Annotated in this window: 22 protein-coding genes and 1 pseudogene; 4 read left to right on the top strand and 19 right to left on the bottom strand. The window is 61.2% G+C overall.

Features of this window, described 5'->3' with window-relative positions:
- Positions 1 to 134 precede the first annotated feature (134 nt).
- The 13 genes and pseudogenes from rplP to J4G14_10755 form a co-directional block, all read right to left on the bottom strand.
- The gene (rplP, locus tag J4G14_10815; protein MCE2458289.1) at positions 135 to 548 is read right to left on the bottom strand and encodes a 50S ribosomal protein L16; all 414 of its coding nucleotides are present in this window, start codon (positions 546 to 548) and stop codon (positions 135 to 137) included.
- Positions 526 to 1,494 carry a 30S ribosomal protein S3 gene (gene rpsC / locus J4G14_10810; GenBank protein MCE2458288.1) on the bottom strand — a complete coding sequence of 323 codons (969 nt, stop codon included), beginning with the start codon at positions 1,492 to 1,494 and terminating at the stop codon, positions 526 to 528. Before rpsC ends, rplP begins: the two co-directional genes overlap by 23 nt.
- Before the next feature lies 1 nt (position 1,495).
- Complete coding sequence (gene rplV, locus J4G14_10805) at positions 1,496 to 1,837, bottom strand: 50S ribosomal protein L22 (protein ID MCE2458287.1); 342 nt, start codon at positions 1,835 to 1,837, stop codon at positions 1,496 to 1,498.
- Between the two features lie 10 nt (positions 1,838 to 1,847).
- Positions 1,848 to 2,132 (bottom strand): 30S ribosomal protein S19, encoded by a 285-nt coding sequence (gene rpsS / locus J4G14_10800; GenBank protein MCE2458286.1) that lies wholly within the window; start codon positions 2,130 to 2,132, stop codon positions 1,848 to 1,850.
- A gap of 121 nt (positions 2,133 to 2,253) precedes the next feature.
- The gene (gene rplB / locus J4G14_10795) at positions 2,254 to 3,084 is read right to left on the bottom strand and encodes a 50S ribosomal protein L2 (protein MCE2458285.1); all 831 of its coding nucleotides are present in this window, start codon (positions 3,082 to 3,084) and stop codon (positions 2,254 to 2,256) included.
- Positions 3,085 to 3,179: 95 nt separating this feature from the next.
- Complete coding sequence (gene rplW, locus J4G14_10790; protein ID MCE2458284.1) at positions 3,180 to 3,470, bottom strand: 50S ribosomal protein L23; 291 nt, start codon at positions 3,468 to 3,470, stop codon at positions 3,180 to 3,182.
- A gap of 3 nt (positions 3,471 to 3,473) precedes the next feature.
- Complete coding sequence (gene rplD / locus J4G14_10785; protein ID MCE2458283.1) at positions 3,474 to 4,181, bottom strand: 50S ribosomal protein L4; 708 nt, start codon at positions 4,179 to 4,181, stop codon at positions 3,474 to 3,476.
- A gap of 62 nt (positions 4,182 to 4,243) precedes the next feature.
- The gene (gene rplC, locus J4G14_10780; GenBank protein MCE2458282.1) at positions 4,244 to 4,888 is read right to left on the bottom strand and encodes a 50S ribosomal protein L3; all 645 of its coding nucleotides are present in this window, start codon (positions 4,886 to 4,888) and stop codon (positions 4,244 to 4,246) included.
- A gap of 158 nt (positions 4,889 to 5,046) precedes the next feature.
- Positions 5,047 to 5,364, bottom strand: a complete 318-nt coding sequence (gene rpsJ / locus J4G14_10775; protein MCE2458281.1) for a 30S ribosomal protein S10 — start codon at positions 5,362 to 5,364, stop codon at positions 5,047 to 5,049.
- Positions 5,365 to 5,444: 80 nt separating this feature from the next.
- Positions 5,445 to 7,486 (bottom strand): annotated as a pseudogene (gene fusA / locus J4G14_10770) (elongation factor G).
- A gap of 187 nt (positions 7,487 to 7,673) precedes the next feature.
- A complete protein-coding gene (rpsG, locus tag J4G14_10765) occupies positions 7,674 to 8,144 on the bottom strand; it encodes a 30S ribosomal protein S7 (protein ID MCE2458280.1) in 471 nt (156 codons plus the stop codon).
- A gap of 40 nt (positions 8,145 to 8,184) precedes the next feature.
- Complete coding sequence (gene rpsL / locus J4G14_10760) at positions 8,185 to 8,607, bottom strand: 30S ribosomal protein S12 (protein MCE2458279.1); 423 nt, start codon at positions 8,605 to 8,607, stop codon at positions 8,185 to 8,187.
- 281 nt (positions 8,608 to 8,888) lie between these two features.
- Entirely contained in the window at positions 8,889 to 12,128 is a 3,240-nt protein-coding gene (locus J4G14_10755; GenBank protein MCE2458278.1) for a glycosyl hydrolase, read from the bottom strand.
- Between the two features lie 176 nt (positions 12,129 to 12,304).
- On the opposite strand from J4G14_10755, the gene J4G14_10750 reads away from it, so the two are divergent.
- The 3 genes from J4G14_10750 (at position 12,305) to J4G14_10740 (ending at position 16,681) form a co-directional block, all read left to right on the top strand.
- Positions 12,305 to 14,440, top strand: a complete 2,136-nt coding sequence (locus J4G14_10750; GenBank protein MCE2458277.1) for a hypothetical protein — start codon at positions 12,305 to 12,307, stop codon at positions 14,438 to 14,440.
- A 311-nt stretch (positions 14,441 to 14,751) separates the two neighbouring features.
- Positions 14,752 to 15,771: an ABC transporter permease gene (locus J4G14_10745; GenBank protein ID MCE2458276.1), complete on the top strand. Its 1,020-nt coding sequence runs from the start codon at positions 14,752 to 14,754 to the stop codon at positions 15,769 to 15,771.
- A gap of 70 nt (positions 15,772 to 15,841) precedes the next feature.
- Positions 15,842 to 16,681 (top strand): ABC transporter permease, encoded by an 840-nt coding sequence (locus tag J4G14_10740; GenBank protein ID MCE2458275.1) that lies wholly within the window; start codon positions 15,842 to 15,844, stop codon positions 16,679 to 16,681.
- Between the two features lie 234 nt (positions 16,682 to 16,915).
- On the opposite strand, the gene dxs is transcribed toward J4G14_10740, so the two are convergent.
- The 5 genes from dxs to J4G14_10715 form a co-directional block, all read right to left on the bottom strand.
- Complete coding sequence (dxs, locus tag J4G14_10735) at positions 16,916 to 18,832, bottom strand: 1-deoxy-D-xylulose-5-phosphate synthase (GenBank protein ID MCE2458274.1); 1,917 nt, start codon at positions 18,830 to 18,832, stop codon at positions 16,916 to 16,918.
- Between the two features lie 291 nt (positions 18,833 to 19,123).
- Positions 19,124 to 19,702 carry a hypothetical protein gene (locus tag J4G14_10730; GenBank protein ID MCE2458273.1) on the bottom strand — a complete coding sequence of 193 codons (579 nt, stop codon included), beginning with the start codon at positions 19,700 to 19,702 and terminating at the stop codon, positions 19,124 to 19,126.
- Positions 19,680 to 20,501, bottom strand: coding sequence for a hypothetical protein (locus J4G14_10725; GenBank protein MCE2458272.1), 822 nt, complete (start codon positions 20,499 to 20,501; stop codon positions 19,680 to 19,682). Before J4G14_10725 ends, J4G14_10730 begins: the two co-directional genes overlap by 23 nt.
- A gap of 46 nt (positions 20,502 to 20,547) precedes the next feature.
- On the bottom strand, positions 20,548 to 20,853 hold the full coding sequence (locus J4G14_10720; GenBank protein ID MCE2458271.1) for a putative addiction module antidote protein: 306 nt from the start codon (positions 20,851 to 20,853) through the stop codon (positions 20,548 to 20,550).
- Between the two features lie 12 nt (positions 20,854 to 20,865).
- On the bottom strand, positions 20,866 to 21,156 hold the full coding sequence (locus J4G14_10715; protein ID MCE2458270.1) for a type II toxin-antitoxin system RelE/ParE family toxin: 291 nt from the start codon (positions 21,154 to 21,156) through the stop codon (positions 20,866 to 20,868).
- Between the two features lie 292 nt (positions 21,157 to 21,448).
- Here J4G14_10715 and J4G14_10710 point away from each other — a divergent pair, with 292 nt between their 5' ends.
- Positions 21,449 to 21,829, top strand: coding sequence for an HIT family protein (locus tag J4G14_10710; GenBank protein MCE2458269.1), 381 nt, complete (start codon positions 21,449 to 21,451; stop codon positions 21,827 to 21,829).
- Between the two features lie 111 nt (positions 21,830 to 21,940).
- On the opposite strand, the gene J4G14_10705 is transcribed toward J4G14_10710, so the two are convergent.
- Positions 21,941 to 22,216 (bottom strand): hypothetical protein, encoded by a 276-nt coding sequence (locus tag J4G14_10705; protein MCE2458268.1) that lies wholly within the window; start codon positions 22,214 to 22,216, stop codon positions 21,941 to 21,943.
- Positions 22,217 to 22,536 lie beyond the last annotated feature (320 nt).

Raw genomic sequence — 22,536 nt, 5'->3', positions numbered from 1 at the left:
GTTCCGGCACAGGCCGGAACCCAGAAGAGGGGCCTGAAAGCGGGGCATTTTCACCCTCACGTCAGCCCTCACCCATCAAGGGAGAGGGGGCAAGATTCCTTCTCGCTCCTCACTCCTGTCGTCTCGTTCTCTTATTACACCGCCTGCCTGGTGACGATCTTCGTGGCCATCGGCAGCTTCGACGAAGCCAGCCGGAGGGCCTCTTTGGCGGTCTCTTCGGGCACGCCCGCGATCTCGAACATCACCCTGCCGGGCTTGACCACTGCTACCCAGTGATCGACGGCCCCCTTACCGCTGCCCATGCGGGTCTCAGCGGCGCGGGCGGTGACGCTCTTGTCCGGGAAGATGCGTATCCACAGCTTCCCGCCACGGCGGGCATAGCGAGTCATTGCTCGTCTGGCGGCCTCGATCTGACGGGAGGTGACCCAGGCAGACTCAGTCGCCTTCAGGCCGTACTCTCCGAAGTTGATCTGGCTTCCGGCGACCGACAGACCCTTGCGCCGTCCCCGGTGCATGTTGCGGAACTTAACTCTGTTGGGTTGGAGCATTGCCCTCGCCCTCCTGTGTTGTTTCTGGGGTCACGGACGGCTGTGTCCCTGGCGCCGGTGCTGCCGGCGGTGTCTCAGCGGCTGGCTGAGGGGGTGCCGGCTGCGCGGCCTGTGCAGGCTGACTCTCGGGAGCAGGAGCAGGAGCAGGCGCTGCGGGAGCGGCTGGTGCGACGGGGGCCACAGGCGCTGCGGGTGCAGCCGGCGCGGCCGCCACGGGTGGCACTGCCTGCACCACTGGCTCTGGCTCGGGGTTAGCGGACAGCGTGACCTCGATCGGGGAGATCTCCTCCTCGATCTCGGGCTCAGGAGCGGACTCAGGGAGGATGTCTCCCTTGTAGATCCACACCTTCACGCCGATGCGTCCGAAGTCCGTCGCCGCCTCTGCCAGTCCGTAGTCTATGTCCGCTCTCAGCGTGTGGAGCGGCACTCGCCCCTCCATCGCCTTCTCGGACCTCGCAATGTCGGCTCCGCCGAGTCTGCCTGCGCAGATGATCTTGATGCCCTCGGCTCCGGCCTGCATCGTGCGTCCGAGCGTCTGCCTGATGGCGCGCCGGAACGCGATTCTGCGCTCGAGCTGGTCTGCCACGTTCCTGGCAACCAGGAAGGCGTCCAGCTCAGGCTGGCGGATCTCCTGCACGTTGAGCCTGGCCCGGCGTCTGATGATGCCTTCGAGGTCCTTGCGGAGTTCCTCAACGCGCTGTCCGCCGCGTCCAATCACGATTCCAGGCCTTGCGGTGTGGATCGTCACGGTGACGTCGTTATTGCTTCGTTCTATCTCAACCCGAGAGATGCCGGCGTCCGGATAGCTGTCGGCTATCCTGCCGCGTATCTGGAGGTCTTCGAACACAAGATTGCGGTACGCCTCCTGTTTCCCGGCGAACCACCGTGCCTGCCAGTCCTTGACGATTCCCAGTCGGAATCCTATCGGGTGAGTTTTCTGGCCCAAACTAGAGCTCCTCGTTTTCGTCCACTACCACCGTTACGTGGCTGCTGCGCTTTATTATTCTCGTGGCGCGGCCCCTGGCCCTTGCTCGGAACCTTTTGAGTCTCGGGCCTTCGTTCGCGTAAATCCTTGTTATTGTCAGGTCGGCTGGCCGCGCGAATATCTCTTCCTCGGCGTTCGACGCGGCGGACTTCACCACACGCGCCACGAGGGCTGCGGCCGGCGAGGGAAGGAACTCCAGGGTGTCCATGGCATCCTGCACGTTCTTTCCTCGAACGAGGTCCAGAATTGGCATCAGCTTCTTTACTGAAACCCCTGTGTTCTTGGCTGTTGCGCTAATGGGCATGGTCGTACACCTATCTGATTGCAGATGCGCGCTCGGACTTCGAGGAGTGTCCCCTGAAGGTCCGGGTCGGGGCGAATTCGCCCAGCTTGTGGCCGACCATGTTCTCGGTGATGAACACCGGCACGTGCCGTCTGCCATCGTGTACAGCTATGGTCAGGCCGAGCATGTCGGGCATGATGGTCGAAGCCCTCGACCAGGTGCGTATCACCTGTCTCGCCTGGCTGTTTCTGGCCTGGTCGACCTTCTTCGCCAGCTTCTCGTGTACGTAGGGCCCCTTCTTTACTGACCGTGACATTTTCTTTTCCTAAAATCCTTTCTCCCCTGGTGGGAGAAGGCTAGGATGAGGGGGAAATCGTTCCGTGTACTTTCACCCTCACCTCAATCCTCTCCCGTCAAGGGAGAGGAGGCCGTTTCCGTTATCTCTGGTACCTGCGGCGAACTATGAACTTGTCCGTCCGCTTGTTTCTACGGGTCCTGTAACCCAGCGCGGGCTTGCCCCAGGGCGTCTTCGGCCCGGGCATGCCGATCGGCGAGCGTCCCTCGCCGCCTCCGTGGGGATGGTCTCTCGGAGACATCACCACGCCGCGCACCTCCGGACGGCGGCCAAGGTGCCGCTTGCGTCCGGCTTTTCCGAGCTTGGTGTTCTTGTGGTCGAGCGCGCTGAGCTGCCCGACCGTAGCCATGCAGTCGCTCAGCACGTTGCGCATCTCGCCGGACGGCAGCCTCAGAAGGGTGTATCTTCCCTCCTTGGCCAGCACCTGCGCGCTGGTCCCGGCTCCCCTGACTATCTGGCCGCCCTTGCCGACGTGCAGCTCCACGTTGTGGACCTGCGTACCGGATGGGATCGCCCTGAGGGGCAGTGCGTTGCCGATCCTGATCTCGGCCTGCTCACCGGCTTCGATCGGGTCGCCGACCTGCAGCCCGTTGGGGGCCAGGATGTACCGCCAGTCGCCGTCCACGTACTTGATGAGCGCGATTCGGGAAGAGCGGTTCGGATCGTACTCGATGGACTCAACCTTGCCGGGCACACCGGTCTTGTTGCGCTTGAAGTCGATGACCCTGTAGCGGCGCTTGTGTCCGCCGCCGCGGTGTCTGACCGTAATGCGGCCCTTGTTGTTCCTGCCTGCCCGCTTCTTCAGCGGCTTGAGCAGCGACTTCCTGGGCTGCGACGTTGTGATGTCTTCTGTGGTCTGACGCACCTGGCCTCGCTGGCCTGGGGTCATAGGCTTCTGGACTCTCAGAGGCATCTTTTCTTTCCTTGTCCGATTCCGTTTTCTTGCTGAAGACTATTTTGTATCTTCGTCATTCCGGCGAAGGCCGGGATCCAGAGGGGGCTTTGAATTTACACACCCTCGAAGATGGTTATCGTGTTGCCTGGAGCCAGCTGGACCACTGCCTTCTTCCAGCTCCTGGACGTGGAGAACCTGGGGCCCATGCGCCTGCGCCTGCCCCGGACGTTCATGGTGTTTACCTTTACCACGCTCACGTTGAACGCCTCTTCCACCGCCTCTTTGATCTGGTGCTTCGTGGCCGACTTCGCGACCTCGAACGTGTAGCGGTCATCGTCCTGGAGAAGAGTGCTTTTCTCAGTGACGACCGGCCGCCGGATTATCTCGAATGGGTGCAGGTCCATGGTCTACTCCTCCACCCCTGCCATCTCGGCTTCGGCCTCGACGCCGTTTGCGTCTGCGCCGCCGTTTGCAGAAGGCTTGCGTTCGAACCTGCCACCGAAGGTAGCCTCGGCGTTGCGCACCGCCTCGACGGTCATGACGACCGTGCGGTTGCTCAGCATGTCGATCGCGCTGATGGTGCGGCTCGGCTTCATGTTCAGTCGTTCTATGTTTCGTGCCGCCCGCAGGGCTTCCTGGCTGGCGCCGTCTGCGACGAGCAGCACTGAGGGGCTGACACCGAGATTGCTGAGCGCCTGTGAGACCACCTTGGTCTTCTCCTCGGAGAGGTTGAAGTCCTCGATCACCACCAGGGTGCCGTCCTGAGCCTTGCCTGAGAGCGTGCTCAGCAGCGCGCCCCTGCGCATCTGCCTTGGCGTGTTGTGCCTGTAGCTCCTGGGACGCGGGCCGAAGGTCACTCCACCGCCTCTCCAGATGGGAGAGCGGATGGAGCCCGCCCTGGCCCTGCCGGTGTGCTTCTGCGGCCTCGGCTTTGCGCCGCCCCCGGCGACCTCGGCGCGGGTCTTGGTCTTGACCGTGCCCTGCCTTCGGTTCGCGAGCTGACCGACCATCACCTGGTGGATCAGCGCGGGGTTGACCTTTGCACCGAATACATCGTCCCGGACAGTGATCGTGCCGGTCACTTCGCCCGCTAGGTTTTTGACTTCTAGTTCCACTTCAGTCTTTCCTCTTGTCCCTTCTCCCCTGGTGAGAGAAGGACTGGATGAGGGGATTTCTTCTATCTCTTCAGCTTGCGCTTGCGTGTGCCGGACTTCTTGATAAGCACCAGCGAGTTTCTCGCACCGGGTACTGCGCCCTTGACGAACAGCAGGTTGCGGTCCGGGTCGGAATCCACGACCTCAAGTTTGCGGACAGTGACACGGTTGTTACCCATGTGCCCGGCCATTCTGAGGCCCTTGAGCACCTTGCCCGGCGTGCTGCCGGCCCCGATCGAACCGGGAGCGCGGTGCCTGTCGGACTGGCCGTGGGTCTTCGGGCCGCCGCGGAAGTTGTATCGCTTCACGCCGCCCTGGAATCCCCGGCCCTTCGCACGGGCTGTGGCATCTATCAGCTCACCGGCCTCGAACATGCTGACGTCGATCTCCTGGCCGAGCTCGACCTCCGAGACGTCGTCAATGCCGAACTCGCGGAGAATGCGGAAGTTCTTGTCCACGCTACTGAGATGTCCGGCCCTGGGCCTGCTGAGCCTCTTCACCTCTTCGTAACCGAGCTGGACGCCGACGTAGCCGTCCGTCTCCTCGGTCTTGATTTGGGTGACTGTGCATGGGCCGACCTGAATGACGGTAACCGCGTCCGACCTGCCGCCGTCGCGGAACACCTGGGTCGTCCCTATCTTCTTGCCTATCATTCCATGAATGGACATTTTGTTCTTTTCCAATCGTCATTCCGGCGAAGGCCGGAATCCAGAGGGGTGTGGCCAGTGCCCGGAGTAGAATGGGCTATGCCCTTTTCACCCTCACCCCGAGGGAGAGGGGGTTTATAGCGATTTTCGCCGTCCCTGCAAATCGGTCAAAGTTGCCCCTAAAGCTTGATCTGAATGTCCACGCCGGCCGGGACGTTCAACCGCGTAAGCTGGTCGATCGTCTTCGAGGTCGGCTCCAGGATGTCTATCAGCCGGTTGTGTGTGCGTATCTCGAAGTGTTCCCGCGAGTCCTTGTCGATGTGCGGGGACCTGATTACGCAGAACCGCTTGATGGAGGTCGGCAGCGGCACCGGCCCGGACACGCGTGCGCCCGTTCTCTCTGCCGTCTCGACGATCTGCCCCGCGGACTGGTCAAGGATCCTGTGGTCGAACGCCTTCAGGATGATTCTGATCTTCTGCCTGCTGTCGGTTACCATCTTCTTTCCCTTTGAGGCCGGGGAGTAGGATGTCGATGGAGCTCCCTCTCCTCATATGTCGTCGCGTCCGCGTCCGCGGATTATGCGATCTCTACCAACTCTTTGGGGACCTCGACGTAGTTGTCGAACTCCATCGTGTAGCTTGCGCGGCCCTGTGTCAGAGACCTGATCGCGTTTGCGTAGCCGAAGCTCTCAGCGAGAGGTATCTCGGCCCGCACCGACTGGACGTCACCGACGCCCTCTATATTTCTGATCTGCCCCCTGCGCCGTCCCAGGTCTCCGAGCACGTCACCCAGGAACTCTCCCGGGGTGACCACTTCGAGATTCATAACGGGTTCCAGCAGTGTGGGCTTGCCCCTGGTTAGCAGTGACTTGGCCGCCATGGAGCCAGCGATCAGGAAGCTGATCTTCGACGAGTCCACTTCGTGGTAGCTCCCGTCGATAAGCGTCAGCTTCGCGTCCACGACGGGGAATCCGGACAGCGGCCCTGACGCGAGCGCCTCGCGAGCGCCCTCTTCGACTGCGGGTATGAACTCGGTCGGTATGCGGCCGCCGGTTATCTTGCTTTCGAACTGGATACCGCCACCGCGTTCCAGCGGCTCGATATCCATCCATACGTGGCCGAACTGGCCGTGGCCGCCGGTCTGCCGGACGAACCGGCCCTCCGCACGGGCGTTGCCCGTTACCGTCTCGCGGTAGGCGACCCGTGGGCGTCCGACGTTTGCTTCTACGTTGTACTCGCGCCTGATGCGGTCGACGATGATGTCGAGGTGGAGCTCACCCATTCCCGAGATGATCGTCTGTCCGGTCTCATCGTCGTACGCCACCCTGAAGGTGGGGTCTTCGTCCGACATGTAGACGAGCGAGTCAGAGAGCTTGTCCTGGTCGGCGCGCGACCTCGGCTCGATGGCCACTGATACCACCGGGTCCGGGAACGTGATCGTCTCCAGCACCGCAGCGTCGTTCCGGCTTCCGCAGATTGTGTCGCCTGTGGTCGTGGTCTTCAGCCCGACCGCAGCCACTATCTGCCCTGCCGTGACCTCCTCGATCTCCTCGCGCCTGTTTGCGTGCATCTGCACCAGGCGTCCGAGCCGCTCCCTGCGGCCCTTGGTGGCGTTGAACACCATCGACCCGCTGGCAGCGCTTCCGGAGTATGCCCGGAAGTACACGAGGCGACCGATGTATGGATCGGACACCGTCTTGAATGCCAGCGCAGCAAATGGAGTTTCGGGGTCCTGGGGGTAGCGTTTGACTGGCTCGCCGGTGGAGTAGTCTTTGCCTTCAGTGGGGGGAACGTCGAGGGGGGATGGGAGGTAGTCGCCGATTGCGTCGAGGAGGGGCTGAATACCGCGGTGTCGGAGCGCGGTGCCGCACATAACGGGCACCAGCTTGTATTCAAGCGTCGCTTGCCTGAGCGCGCGCTTGATCTCCTCCGTGCTTATCTCCTCGTCTTCGAGGTACTTAATGATGAGTTCTTCGTCGGTCTCGGCGACCTTCTCCACCAGCACGTTGCGGTAGTTCCTGAACTCCTCGATCATCTCCTCGGGCACCGGGCCCTCACGCGGGACTGTTGGGCCTTCCTCTTCGTAGAAGATGGCCCTCTCCTCCACCAGGTCGATCACGCCGCGGAAGTCGTCTTCCTCGCCGATCGGTATCTGGATGGCGACCGGGTTGGCGTTGCGGTCGCCCTGAAAAAGTTCGCCCCCACCCTGTCCATCTTGTTGATGAAGCAGATGCGGGGGACGTTGTAACGGTCTGCCTGCCGCCAAACGGTCTCTGACTGCGGCTGTACGCCAGCGACTGCGTCAAAAACGACGACGCCTCCGTCAAGTATGCGGAGGCTTCGTTCAACTTCGGCGGTGAAGTCCACGTGACCTGGGGTATCTATAATATTGATTGTGTACTGTTTCCACGTGCAGGTCGTGGCGGCCGAGGTTATGGTGATGCCTCGCTCCCGCTCCTGCGCCATCCAGTCCATCGCGGTCGTGCCTTCGTCAACGCCGCCGATCTTGTAGATTCGACCGGCGAAGTAGAGCACACGCTCGGTGACAGTCGTCTTGCCGGCGTCTATGTGTGCGATGAACCCGATGTTTCGGGTGTTTTCTAGAACTTTCTTGTCCATCTCTGCCTTGCTGATTCGCCCATGGGCGCGGGGATTTATTCCCTTTCACAACCATCGTAGGGGCGAGTCCGCAGACCCGCCCCTACTGAGGCATTTGGTCGCTAGGTCAATTCACCCCGTTTGGTGTGACGTTACATTTTGCCAAATAGATTTGTTCGGATGGAAGACCGATTAGACCTCCGGGCGCTTACCAGCGGTAGTGCGCGAAAGCGCGGTTGGCCTCGGCCATTCTGTACAGCTCTTCCCTGCGCCTTACGGCTGAGCCCTGTCCGCGAGCGGCCTCGGCCAGCTCGATTGACAGTCGCTCCGCCATCGGTCTGCCGCGCCTCGACCTTGCGGCCTGGATAATCCAGCGCATCGACAGCGCGAGCCTGCGCTCTGGGCGCACCTCGGTCGGCACCTGGTAGGTTGCGCCGCCCACCCTGCGAGACCGGACCTCGACCATCGGCATCGTGTTGCGAATGGCCTGCTCGAAGACCTCCTGTTGAGGTCGGCGCACCTCTTCGGAAGCCTTGTCCAGAGCGTTGTACACGATCTTCTGGGCAGTCGTCTTCTTGCCGTTGAGCATCACCTTATTGATGAACTGGGCGAGCTCCACGTTCTGGTACTTCGGGTCGGGTATGACCTGACGCCTCTCGGCTCTACGTCTTCGCGCCATCCAATGTCCTCAGTGACTTTTCTGGTTCAGTGCCTGTGTATTAAAGGACGCCCTGGTCCCTCTTGGCGCCGTACTTGCTGCGCCCGCGCTTCCGATCGATCACGCCCTCGGTATCCAGTGCGCCTCGAACGATGTGGTATCGAACGCCGGGGAGGTCCTTGACTCGTCCACCCCTGATCAGCACCACCGAGTGCTCCTGGAGGTTGTGTCCCTCACCGGGGATGTAGGCGGTGACCTCCATCTGGTTGGTCAGCCGCACCCTGGCGACCTTGCGGAGCGCCGAGTTCGGCTTCTTGGGGGTCTGAGTACGCACCTGGACGCAGACACCGCGCTTCTGCGGAGAGCCTGAGCCCCTGCGAGTGCGGTTCTTCAGCGAATTGAACGTGTATCGGAGGGCCGGAGCCTTCTCCTTCTTGTTCTTGGATCGGCGCGGTTTGCGCACCAGCTGATTAACTGTGGGCATTAAAAGACCCCTGCATTTATAACATCTTTGAAAACAGACAAAAGGCGAGCCGTCCACAAGTGGCGACAAACGGGAATTTTACCTAGAGTCTTAGAAAGTGTCAAATTAAATGAAGGCTAGAAACCGTCGATCTTATGGCAGGAATTGCCGACGTGAATAGCACGAGGTGTCGCAGATGCGCGACTATATCGGCTACTCGAGCGGCGAGTGGACTCCGGACAGCCAGTTCAGCATGGATCCCGATGACACGATGGGTGTGGTGTTGTCCGGGGCGTTCAGTCTTATCTCAGAACAATCGGCGGCAGATCGAGCTCGCTCACTATGCTGTTGAAGGCCTCCAGGTCTTCGTCGAGGATGCTTTGAAGCGCATCGAGTTGAGTGTCGATCTGGGAGCGCAGGTCTTCATAGACCCCGTACGACTGCTGAGTCGGCGCACTGTCGGCCATTCCGACGGTGTCTCCCAGCGACGCGAGCCTGGGTCGCAGCCCCCTCGCGTAGAACGCGCCACGCATGGGCGTGTCCGAGCTGACGCTTCCTATCAGCAGTTCGTCCTCGATCACTGACAACTTCTGTCGCAGGCCTTCGGCGGCTTCGGTCACCACCTCCCTGCCTGTCGTACCGGTGGAGCGGTCGGTCCACTGCTCCAACTGAGTGACGATGCTGCGGACTGTTCCCACCGCATCTGAGGACTCCGATACCTTGTTCCGTATTGCGATCAGCAGCTCGTGCTGCTGCTCCATCTCTTCCTGGGATACGCTCACTCTTGGGTCGACGAGTACCTCGAACCGCTCCTCCAACGCCTCCTCGCCGATCTGCAAGCGCACCCGGTAGCTGCCCGGCGGGATGATGGGGACGAACATGGGACGACCGGCCTCCGACTCGCCCTCGACACGACGCGCTCCCTCGTACTTCATGTCCCAGATGAACCTGTTGGTGCCCTGCTTCGTGGGCACTCTTGGTGTTCCATCCCGACTTGAGAGGTGCCGGATGACCTCGCCTACCTCGGTCATGAACGTGAGTGCGGCTTCGTCCTCCGGCTCCTCGCCGAGGAAGTACGTGACCACGACCCCGTCCGGTGGATTCTTGCCGGAGTCTATCGGTGCAAGCGACCTCGTCCCGTGCTCCGTCTCGTCGATCCGATAGGTCGCCGGGACTCCGAGGCTGAGCTGGTAGTGCCTGGTGCGTCCCGAGGTCTGGTGCCAGTACCCGTAAGGCTCTGTGAGGATGCGGTACGTGGGCCTGGGCCGGAAGAGGTGCGTGTCTGCGGCGTCCTCAACGTCTCCAAACTGGTGAAGGATGGACAGGTCGTCCAGTATCCACAGTCCCCGACCGTGGGTCGCGACAGCCATGTCGCCGTCCCTGATCACCATGTCGTGTATCGGCACAGCCGGCAGGGCCCCTGCTGAGTTTGTCGAAGTACCGAGCTGCAGCGAGTGCCATGATTCCCCATCGTTGAAGGAGACGTACACGCCACCCTCGGTGCCTGCGTACAGTAGGCCCTTACGCTCCGGGTCTTCCCTGATGACCCGCGTGTAGTCGCCCTCCGCTATGCCGTCGCTGATCGCCGTCCACGTCGCGCCGTAGTCATTGGTACGGAACAGGTAGGGCATGTAGTCGCCGTGCTGGTATCGAGCCGCGGCGACGTAGGCTGTCCCCGTGTCGTGTGGCGATGCCTCCAGTCCATATATGGGGGTCCACTCCGGTAGGCCGTCCGGCGTGACGTCGTTCCAGTTCGCTCCGCCGTCCTGCGATACGTGTATCATCCCGTCGCTGGAGCCTGTCCAGAGCACGCCCTGCTGCAGCGGCGACTCTGCGAACCGGGAGATGGCGCACCGCTCGAAGGGCGCGATGTTCGTATGTGGATCGTACTCCTCCCTGTCCGATGTGTCGTCCCTCGTCAGGTCAGGGCTGATCACTTCCCAACTCGCCCCTTCGTCCACCGACCTGAACACCACGTTGGCTGCCGAGTACAGCACGTTTGGGTCGTGTGGCGAGAACACGATCGGGTTGTCCCACTCGAACCGGTACCTCCTGCCGGGGACGGTTAGACCGGTGAGGTCCGGCCAAACGGTGACGACGCGCACCTGCTCGCTGGAGTGGTCGTACCTGAGCATGGTGGCCCCGGCTCCGGGCGAGCTTCCCAGTGCGCCGGAGAACGAGATGTTCGGGTTGTCCGGCTTGACTGCTATGTGCCCGCTCTCGGAGCTACCGACCGAGTAGCAGTCCGCCCACCGGATCGCTCCCCTGCTGGAACGGCTCGGCACACTGATCGAGGAGTTGTCTTGCTGCGTGGCGTACAGCCGGTACGGGAACTCCGTGTCCGCCGTGATGTGGTAGAACTCGCCGGTCGGCTGGTTGTAGATCGACGACCACGTCTCGCCGCCGTTGAAGGTCACGCATGCGCCACCGTCGTTGCCGTTGATCATGCGGTTGGAGTCGTTAGGGTCGATCCAGAGATCGTGGTTGTCGTAGTGGGGCAGCTCAACGGTGTTGAACGTCTGTCCCCCGTCTATCGATTTCCAGAACGGCTGGTTGAGGTTGTATACGACCTCGGGGTTCCCCGGATCTCCGAAGATGTGGTTGTAGTAGTGCGGACGCACCGTCATTTCGGGGTCGTCGTTTACGTGCTCCCACGTCTCCCCGTAGTCGTCAGACCTGTACAGCCCGCCCGTCCTGCCTCCGAGCTCTGCCAGCGCCGCCACTCCAGCCGCGCCGCCGACGTCGAAGATAGCCCACACCCTGCCGGGCCTTGCCGCGGTGCCGGTGACGCCGATCCGCCCCTTGGTCACGTCGGGAAGGCCGGGGTTGTCAGTCAGGTCCGTCCAGGTGTCGCCCCCATCGAGGCTCCTGAATATCCGGCTGTCCAGCCCGCCGCTGTACGAGTTCCAGTAGCTGCGGCGTGAGTCCCAGGTCGTCGCGTAGATGACCCTCGGGTTGGTTGGGTCCATCCATATATCGTTCGATCCGGCGTTCTCGCTTTGGAACAGCACTCGTTCCCACGACCGCCCGCCGTTGTCGGACCTGAACACCCCCTTCTCCTCGTCCGGCCCCTCCAGGTGTCCGAGCACCGAGGCGTATACGAGGTCGGGATTGTGCGGGTGGACTCGCAGCCGCGCAATGTATCGCGTCTTCTCCAGCCCGATGTTCACCCACGAGCGCCCCGCGTCGGTCGACCTGTACATCCCGTCAGCGCGTGAGGTCCAGTGCAGCCTGGGCACCGCGGTGCACGACTCGCCCATGCCGGCGTAGATCACGTTGGGGTCAGACTCCGACACCGCGATCGCGCCGACCGCTGAGGTCTTGAAGAAGCCGTCAGATACGTTCTCCCAGTAGGTGCCGCCGTCGTTGGTCTTCCACACCCCTCCGGCGCAGCCGAAGTAGAATACCATCGGGTTGGAGACGTCCCCGGCGACCGCGACCACTCTCCCGCCCCTGTGCGGCCCTATGCACCGCCACTCAAGTGAGTTCGGAATGAGCGATTCTGCCCGCGATGCGTTCACGCCACTCTGATTGCCTGACATCTGACTTCCCAAGAGAGACCTCCGCGACTTCCGGGCAGCTAGACTTCGGCCTGCCGGATTGTCCGCGCATTATAGAAGAAAGACCTCGCGGCCTCCCCAAGTTGACATATCCAGGCCGAATCATCAGAATCGCACGAGGTTTCGACCGAGATAGTAGTAAGTATGGGAGCGATAAGTTGAAGATACCCAGATTGACCATTCTCATAGTGCCGATCATGCTGATCGCGCTTCTGGCGGTCGCCTGTTCGGAAGAGCCTGCGCCAGCCCCTGCGTCTGCGCCGACTCCCGATATATCGGGGATAATGGAGCAGGCCATGCAGGTGCTCCAGTCCCAGCCGCAGGGCGCGTCCGCCGAGGAGGTCGCCCAGGCCGTTCAGCAAGCCCTGGCGGCACAGCCGGGCGTGACCGAGGACCAGATGGCCTCGGCCATCTCCAGGGCCATGTCAGAGCAGCCGGGCGTGACTGAAGCCCAGGTGGCCGACGCCATCGCCGGTGCGCTGCGTGAGCAGACTCCAGGCATTACCGAAGCGCAGGTGGGCGACGCCATCGCCAGGGCGCTGGCCGAGAGGCCGGGCGTGACCGAAGCCCAGGTGGCAGAGACCATTGCCGACGCGCTTGCGGCCCAGACTCCCGGCCTGACCGAGGCTGAGGTGTCAGAGGCTATCGCCAAGGCGCTCGCCGAACGCCCCAGCGTTACGCAGGAAGACATCCAGATGGCTGTGTCCGAAGCGGTCTCGATGGCCATGCCCGCGCCCGCGATGGAAGAGCCGTCGATGATGATGGACTACCCCGACCTGCTGGTCAGGGACGTGTTCTTCTTCGCCACTCTCACGCCGCCGCGAGGCTGCTCATTCTGGGGCTGCCGCGTCTCGTTCAACATGTTCGACGGGCTGGTTGCCATCGACAACACGTCGCCGAACAAGAACGTGGTCCCGAATCTTGCCGAGTCCTGGGAGATCTCGGAAGACGGCAAGACCTACACCTTCAACATTCGCCCGGACGTGAACTTCACCACCGGCAGGCCTGTTACAGCCAGCGCTGTACACCAGTCGTTCGAACGTGCGTTCAACATCTTCGAGCGTGAGGGAATCGCTGAGAACCAGGCGTGGTACACGCTCACCGAGAACATGGAAGCGGTTGACGACTCGACCTTCCAGTGGACGCTCTCCGACCCGTACGCGCCCTTGCTGCCGCTTCTGACTGCAAAGGATCTGCTGATCGTCGATGCTGAAGAGGCTATCGCCAACGAGGTGATGGACGAGAACGGCTCCGACTACGGCGTCGCCTGGGCCAACGAGACGTCCATCGGCACAGGCCCGTTCCAGGTCGAGAGCTTCACTGCCGAGCAGCGCCTCGTCATGTCCAGGAACATGGACTACTGGGGCGGCCACGACGGTGTGAGCCCATCGGTTGACCGCGTGATTGACCTGCACGTTCCCGAGGCTGCGGTCGGAGCGCTACAGCTTTCCGCCGGTGAGGTGGACGTCGCGCTCCAGCTCGACCCAATCGCGTTCCAATCTTTTGAGGGCGACGACAACGTTCAGGTCTACACCTACCCGTCGCTCATCACCTGCAACTTCCTCGTTGACCGGCGCATCGAGCCTCTCAACACTCCTGAGGGCTTCCAGGCAATTCGCCACGCCATCAACTACCAGGGACTGCGTGACGTAGTCGCGCTCGGACTGGCAGACGTGCACCAGAGCCTGATCCTGCCCGGCATGGCCGGACACGACCCGCTGATCGCCACGAAGTACTACCACAACCCCGATCTTGCCAGGCAGCTTCTCGCCGACGCCGGGTTCGCGGATGGCTTCGACGTGGACATCCAGCTTCGCACTGGCGCATGCGGCTCCGTCGGCTACCAGAAGGCCCTCGAGTTCTTCCAGAACAACCTGAAGGAAGTCGGCATCAACGCCGAGATCGTCCAGTCGACCAGCTCCAGGTTCTGGGGTGAGATCGTCGCTGAAGAGCTTCGCGACTTCGGTATCTCCGGCCTCGGGGTCACCTACTTCGACTCAGACCAGCCCGCCACGTGGAGGGCTGTCGGAGAGTGCAACATGCTTGGACTCGACGATGTGGTGCCGGACGTTGCCGCAAGGCTCGCCGAGCTGACCGAGATGGGTCGCGTCGAGACCAACTCGCAGGCACGTCACACGATCTACCGCGAAATGTCGGAACTCATGGTGGACAACTGCGGCGAGATGACCGTGCTCCAGGTCCGCGACACCGTCGCGCACCGCTCGAACATCGGCAACATCGTTCCCGCCGCCCACGCCTTCACCCCCGAGTTCCGCTACATCACCAAGAAGTAGCGGGTAGCCGCCTACTCCTTCTGCAAATCTACTGTAGGGGCAGGTTTGAAACCTGCCCCTACCAAGAATGTCCACCAATAGCCCCCTCTCCGCTGAGGGCCTGACAGGGGCGGGTTTCAGATCTGCCCCTACCAAGAATGTCTACCAACAGCCCTCTCCACTGAGGGCCTGACAGGGGCGGGTTTCAGGTCTGCCCCTACCGCGAATGTCCACCAATAACCCCCTCTCCCTCAGGGAGAGGGTTGGGGTGAGGGTGATTTGACCGACACTGACTACGACGCTCTCGTCCCACAAGTCCCCGCTCAAAAAACTTGTCTCTGACCAGGTACATATTCCGCCGGCTGCTTCTGCAGGTGTTCGTGCTCGTCGGCGTCTCCTCGCTGACCTTCTTCATGATGATCGTCATGCCAGGAGACCCCTCGACCATACTCCTGGAGACGACCGGAGGCATCAGCACCGAGGCCGTCGAGAAGTTCAGGGAGCGGTGGGGATTCGACAAGCCCGCCTACCTTCAGTACTTCACGTTCATGGGGAACCTGGTACGCGGCGACTTCGGCGAGTCGTTTGTGACCAGGAGGGAGATCAGCGCTGAGCTGGGGAGCTTCCTTCCCGCCACGGCGGAGCTCTCTATTGTAGCCTTCCTGATGGCTGTGATTATGGCCATCCCCGCCGGAATACTCGCCGCAGTCAAGAGGAACGCGCTGCCGGACCACATAGTCCGCATTGTGTCTCTCTTCGGCACGTCCATGCCGATCTTCTGGTTCGCCATCATCCTGCTGCTGGTGTTCTTCTTCTACCTGGGATGGGTGCCGTCGTCCCAGCGAATCGGCATGACCCTCGACGTCCCGCAGACGGTGACCGGGTTCTACACCATAGACACCCTGATCGCCGGCGACTTCGAGGGCTTCGTGTCCGCCCTGCACCACCTGGCTCTGCCGGCATTCGTGCTGGCGTTCTCAGTAGTCGGACTGCTTGCGCGCGTCACTCGCACCAGTATGCTCGAGGTGATGGGCGAGGACTACATCCGCATGGCACACGCGAAGGGGCTGCATAACAGGGTCGTGCTCTACCGACACGCGCTCAGAAACGCGCTGATCCCTACCGTGACGATCCTCGGCCTACTCGTGGGCGGCCTGCTATCGGGCGCCGTTCTCACCGAGACGATCTTCGCGTGGCCCGGACTAGGGCGTTTCGCCGTCCAATCGATCTTCTTCCTCGACCGCGCTGCAGTGACATCCGTCGCGCTGATCATCGGCGTCGCCTACTCCACGGCGACTCTAATCGTGGACATCATCGTAGCGGTTCTCGACCCGCGCATCACGTACACGTAGGCGCTTCTTGGTCTCCACTCCACAGCAGCAGAGCACCGGAGCCTCGATACGCGAGAGGGCGCGCTCCGGCGTGCGCATCCTGCGGAACAACCCGCCCGCTGCGGTCGGACTCGTTCTGGTGCTGTTCTATGTGTTCATAGCCGCCGCCGGGCCCAACATTGCGCCGCACGAGTACGACAAGTTCGCAGTGGGTCCGCCGCTCGAAGCACCGAGCCTGTCCCACCCGTTTGGCACCGACGAGTTCGGTCGCGACGTGTTCAGCAGGGTGCTGCACGGCGGCCGCATCAGCCTTCGAGTCGGCGCGCTGGTGGTGCTGGTGGCCGGGGGCATCGGCGTTACGGTGGGCATGATCAGCGGCTTCTACGGCGGGTGGCTCGACGAGGTCGCCATGAGGATCACCGACATCTTCCTGGCGTTCCCGGACCTTGTCATGGCGCTCGTTGTGGCGACGGCATTGGGCACCAGCATAGAGTCGGCGATCATCGGCATCGCGATCGTGCGATGGACGTCTTACGCACGCCTGATGAGAAGCAGTGTCCTCGCGCAGAAGGGCAAGGACTACATGCTCGCCGGAAGGGCGCTGGGCGCACATCCAAGCCGCCTGATACTGCGTCACATACTGCCGAACAGCTACGCGCCGGTGCTGGTGCAGGCGACGCTCGACTTCGGCCTGGCAATCCTGCTGGCGGCCGGACTCAGCTTCATCGGAGCGGGTGCACAGCCGCCGCTGCCCGAGTGGGGCGCGCTGGTGTCAGGGGGGCGCCAGTACGTGCAGGCCGCTTGGTGGATCCCGATCTTCCCGGGCTTCGCGATATTCGGCGCGGTGCTGGCGTTCAACCTGCTCGGAGACGCGTTGAGAGACGCACTGGACCCGCGTCTGCGGCACCTGCTGCAGGACGTGCGACGCTAGGGCTCGCATTCGTCATTCCGGCGGAGGCCGGAACCCACGAAGTGGCTCGCCGCTCGGCAATCCAGGGGATGGGAGTGGTGCCTGGTTGCGAGTGACCAATCCTTTTCGCCCTCACCCCAACCCTCTCCCCCAGGAGAGGGGGCTGTTGGTTGGAGTTCGTCCTTGACTGTGCAGTGCATACGACCTTGTCAGCCGTGAGGGAGAGGGGTATAGAAAGCTCTTGCCCGGGGTCTGCTACGACGCTGCTGCGATTTCCTGGTGGGGCAGCCTGGTGGCATCCGGGAAGAACTCGCCGAGGACTCTCTCGACGATGCCCTGGGCGTCAAGCTGGAGGCTGTGACGCTGGTCGGCGGCGGTGCCGTGCTCGATGAAGAAGTCGGGCATCCCGATGCGGTGTACGGTGACGTCGCTCATGCCTGCCTCGGCTAGCGCTTCCAGCACGGCGGTGCCGAACCCGCCTGCCATCACGTTCTCCTCTACGGTGACGATGCGCGGCACGCTGCGTGCGGTGTCCAGCAGCAGGTCGACGTCGAGCGGCTTGACGAAGATCGGGTTGACCACGCCGCAGTCGATGCCATACTCGGCGAGCATCTCCGCCGCCTCAAGAGCGGCGCTGTTCGACTTGCCCAGCCCGAAGATCGCGACGTCGCGGCCTTCTCGCACGACACGGCCCCTGCCGATTGGCAGCTCCGTGAGATCGCTGTCAAGAGGCACGCCGACGGCGGCTCCCCTCGCGATGCGAATGGCGAACGGCCCCTGGTACCTGTACGCCGTGTAGACGAGGTGCTGAAGCTCGTTCTCGTCCGCGGGCGCGGCCACGACAGCGTTGGGCAGGCAGCGCAGGTATGTGATGTCGAACGCGCCGTGGTGCGTCTTGCCGTCCTCGCCGACGATGCCGGCGCGATCGGCGATCAGCGTCACCGGCAGGTTCTGCAGGCAGACGTCGTGGACTATCTGGTCGAATGCCCTCTGCAGGAAGGTCGAGTAGATCGACACGAACGGGTTGAGTCCGGCGGAGGCCATTCCAGCCGCCATGCTGACAGCGTGCTGCTCGGCGATGCCGACGTCGAAGACCCTGTCCGGGTACTTGCCCTGGACGCTGACCAGTCCTGTGCCCTCGAGCATCGCTGCGCTGATGCCGACGACCGACTCGTCCTCATCCATGATGCGGGTGACCGTATTGGCGAACACGCTGGAGTACGTCGGCGCACCGGAGCTGTCTCCGAGCGGCGAGCTTGGCTGGTGGAACCTGACGGGGTCGTCCTCGGCGGGTTCGTAGCCGTGACCCTTGTGCGTCACGACGTGCACCAGCGGCACGAGGCCTCCGGGAGTTGTCGCGGCAGTCCGGGCCTGGTTGAGTGTCTGTTCGAGCTGCTTGAAGTCGTGTCCGTCGATGGGGCCCAGGTACTGGAAGCCCATCTCGGTCCAGAACATCGTGGGTACGATGAATCCGGCGAGCGCGGTGTTGAAGCGCTTGACCAGCCCGTACATCAGCTCGCCCGTCGGCATCCTCTTGGAGAGCGCCTTCATGCGCTCGATCATTGCCTGGTACTCGGGGTGAGTGATCAGACGCTTGCGCCAGTTGGTGAGAAAGCCGATGTTTTCGGAGATGGACATGCCATTGTCGTTGAGTACGACGATGAACCTGTCCGGGTCGAGGTGGACGATGTTGTTGAGCGCCTCGAAGCTGGAGCCGGAGGTCATTGCGCCGTCGCCGACCACGGCGATGGTCCAGGAGTCGCGTTTCATGTTCGCCGCGCCCTCGGCGACGCCGAGAGCTATGGAGAGGCCGGTGCCGGCGTGTCCGGCGGCAAGCGTATCGTGCGGACTCTCGCTCGGCTCGCCGAAGCCTGAGAGGCCTCCTTCGAGCCGGATGTCCTTGAACTCGTCGCGCCGTCCCGTCACCAGCTTGTGCGTGTAGAGCTGGTTGGTTGTGTCCCAGACGATGCTATCCCTGGGGCTGTCGAAGACCCTGTGGAGCGCGAGCGTAAGCTCGACGACTCCAAGGTTCGACGCCAGGTGTCCTCCGCGCTCGGTTATCACGGAGATGATGGTATCGCGCGCATCTTGCGCGACCTGGGCGAGTTCCTCGTGGGTCAGGTCCTTGAGGTCGCCAGGCTCATCTATGTTGTCCAGGAGGCGAGGGGACATGTGGAAGTTCCTCGTAGAACTCAGTTGCGACGCCACATTATATAGATAAAGGCTGAGGGCGCAATAGTGCTGTATGTGTAACGTAGGGTACGGGTCGGGGATTGTCAAGAAATGGAGAATAATTCGATGGATCGAATTAAAGAAAGATGGGGACAGAACTACGAGCGTACAGACAAGAGCCTCCACTAGTACAAGTCGGAAGAACTCGTAACTGTTGGGGTGGACTGTAGGGAACGAAGGTGTCGGGCGCGGGGATATTGGGTAACCTACAGTTGCACTTGGAGGTTGTTACTATGCTTCCTTCGAGAACATGTGAAATGCCTCTGTTACACGCGAAGTGATGTCCTCTTCGGTCCCAATTTTCTGTGAAAGGCAAATGAGAGCAAGTCCGTACCCGAGCCCGAGGTTTCCCAGCCATACGGCAAGCTGTGTATAGCTCAACTCGGTCTCGCTGCTACGGAAACCTCCGCGCCAAGCTGGGAGCAAGAGGCCCTGTGGCGTCGGATGATCATACGCTGCTAGTGTCCCGCTTCTCGTCTCGTCAATCCACTCTCGTTCATCAATTTCGTCCAGTCGGATCGTTGCGGGCAAGTGCTTCCAGACGGCATCTAATTGCTCGTACGCTGCCCGAAGCTCAGTGGCCATTACGTGTTCGATGCCGGCACCGATTTTCCAGCTGTTGATCGCCCTCACATGAAAGCATATCTTCCGTAAACGGCCGATCCAGTCCGGTTCATCCTCTTGCATTATGCGGGTTGGCACATCAATCGCCAGGTGAATGCGAGCGAGCTCCCCGAGTTGGTCTTGGCATCGTTCGCACAAAGCGCGCATCTCATTGATCCGGTTATCATCCGGTTCTTGGCTGTTCATTCCGGCTGTCCCACATCTGGTTCCCAACTGCCAACCTCGCGCGGTCTCGCAACTCTGTAGTCACCGCGCGCACCTCTTGCAGCTGAGCCAAGGCGGATTCTACCCTCCCTTGAGCCACTTCTCCGGACATAGGGCACAGCTCTGCGTACGCGTTCATGACTGCCACTTGGTTTATCAGGTAGTCCATCAAACCAGCAAACGTATACTCATCTTGAACCGTGTTCATTGAGTTGACGCCTCCCTGCCACGAATGTCCTCTCCATTCCCCCTTGCCGTGACAGAAGTACTCGCTCATGTAGTCGTACCAGATCTTGCCTCCCTCAAGCCGTGCTACCTTATCCGACTGCTTCAGACCACTGCCCTTTCCGATCTCGCCTTTCGACATTCCGCTCGCTTCCATCATCTGAGTGAGAGCCTGTTCGTGACTTACCTTGCCCTTCGACAGCCTGATGACTGTCCGGTAGTAGTCCGCGTTTATGTAGCTGTGAAATGCTCTCTCACCGTACTCTGGTTCAATCATCAGGTTGTGGAAGAAGTGTACAACCTGCCCGGCACACTCGAGAACTGGTCGCATCTGCACAGCAAGGGAATGGACGTTATTGCTTTCGTTGGCGCGGAGTATTGCAATCGTGTGTAGTCTTGCCTTGCGCAATAGAAGCGCGCACATGATTCTGAAGACTCCAGTGGGATGGTCCTCTAGAACCGCTCGTATCGAGACCTCGTCGCCTTCAACATCGACGTCCAGCCGTTGTTCGGTTTCGCCCAACGCATCGACTAGTTCTGCCAGCAGGTTAGCCATGCCAGTGCGAGGTTAGCCATGCCAGTGCGATAGTGGCCCACTTCCTTCACTTGCTGACGACGCCCGAAGTTGCGGTGGCTCGGAGCTGGAGTCCTAGGGCGCTAACTACCTTGAGCACGGTCGCGAACTCGGGGTTGCCGTCTGCGGATAATGACTTGTACAGGCTCTCCCGACCCAGTCCCGTCTCCTGTGCCACCACCGACATTCTTCGGGCACGGGCGATGTCGCCCAAGGTCGCCATTATCAGGCTCATATCGCCATCTTCCAGTGCGACGTTCAGGTAGGCGACCATGTCCTCCTCGGTCTCCAAGTGCTCGGCCGGATCCCACGGCATCGTGTGCGTCTTTTTCATGGCTGTTGCCTCCTACAGTCCCCTCGCCAACTCCAGAGCCCGTCGAATGTCCCGCTCCTGGCTGTCCTTGTCGCCACCGGCCAGAAGAACGATCAGTGCCTCTCCTTGCCGGACGAAGTACACTCGATAACCTGGCCCGTAGTCGATGCGGATCTCAGATACCCCTTCACCCACAGGTCTCACGTCCCCAGGGTTGCCCAAAGACAGCCTACGAATGCGATTGTCGATTCGCACCCTAGCCTGCCTGTCTCGGAGCCTCCTGAACCAGAGGACGTAGACTTCGGTCTGGCGGATTTCGAACATGCCTTAACTGTAGCCTATGGGATACATCGATTCAAGGGAGGCCGCTCTGGGCTGTCATGAAGTCGCTCCGCAGCACTGTCTATGGTTCTGGTCTATGCTCGGAGATTTGCGGTCGTGAGATTGATTCATCCTATATGCTTTGCTTCTAGTGATAACAGAAGAGATGGAGCGATGTTGCAGGAGACAGTTCCCCAACAGTCCACTCTCCCGATCGGCGGCCGTGTGCGTTGGATGCGGACGAGGGAGAGTTTACGGGAATGAAGACTGCATATTCTGCGAGATCGCCCAGGAGATGCGAGCAGCAAGTGTTGTGTGTGCAGACGAACTGACAATGGCGTTTGTGGATGTTCGACAATTCCACCCTGGGCACGTGCTGGTCATCCCCAGGGAACACGTTGCCGATATCCGTGAACTTGGCGAGGCAACTGGCGCCGCACTCATGACTACGCTCATACGCGTTACCCGGGCCGTTGACGCGGCCTTTCCGAACGAGGGTATGAGTCTGTGGCATTCAATTGGGCCTGCCGCTTTCCAGGAAGTGCCGCATCTTCACGTCCACATTCATCCACGCAGGACCGCAGATGACCTCTTGAGGGTTTACCCAAGTCGGCCGTCTAGCCCGGATCGTTCAACGAGGGATCTGTACGCAGAGAGGATTCGCACTTTTCTGTGAGAGGCGTGGGCGGGCTGCAGCCTCATACAGTCGCCGTGCCAACTCTCACAGGGTAGGTATCCGCACCTTTCGCCCTCACCGCATTACTCTATTCAAGGCGATGACTGACGATCACTCGGCATTTGAATGAGCTGAGACGAATGTCGGAAAGTCTTCAGGGAGTTCTCTGAACATGGGACGCATGATGGTTGGCTGATTATCAACACTGGTGGTTATCATCGGTACTCTGCCGAACCGCCTCAACGCGGCTGCCAGGGCATCCTTACGACTTTCGTACACGCCCACGCACTCATCATTCTGCATCACGATCCACTTGCGTGACCGCTCAGCGCCGTCCATTGTCGCGGCGGCATCGAAAGTACCGCTCTCTCTGTTTGAAGTGACCACAGCAATTTCCTTGTCTTTGGATAGGACTACAGCGGTCCGGGTGATGTGAGATGTCGTCTGATCCAACCGATTCTATCATTGGCTCGTTAGGCAGGCGATCTCTTCATGGCTGCTGTTTCCTGTAGCATCCGTCCCGCCTCTCACAGAAGTAGGTGTTCGTACTTTTCACCCTATCCCTGAGGGAACTGAGAGCGGCATGTAAGGGTACACGGACAGGCATCAGTACCAACCAACAGACCCCCTGTTCCGCGTCAACCATTCTTGCCGGTTGTGCGACATTCATTCTTGCCGGTCTGATTCCACTTCTGTCAGTCGGTTCT

This window comes from Dehalococcoidia bacterium (assembly GCA_021295915.1).
Lineage (GTDB): Bacteria > Chloroflexota > Dehalococcoidia > Lucifugimonadales > UBA1123 > VXRN01.
This window is presented reverse-complemented; position numbering and strand designations above follow the sequence as displayed.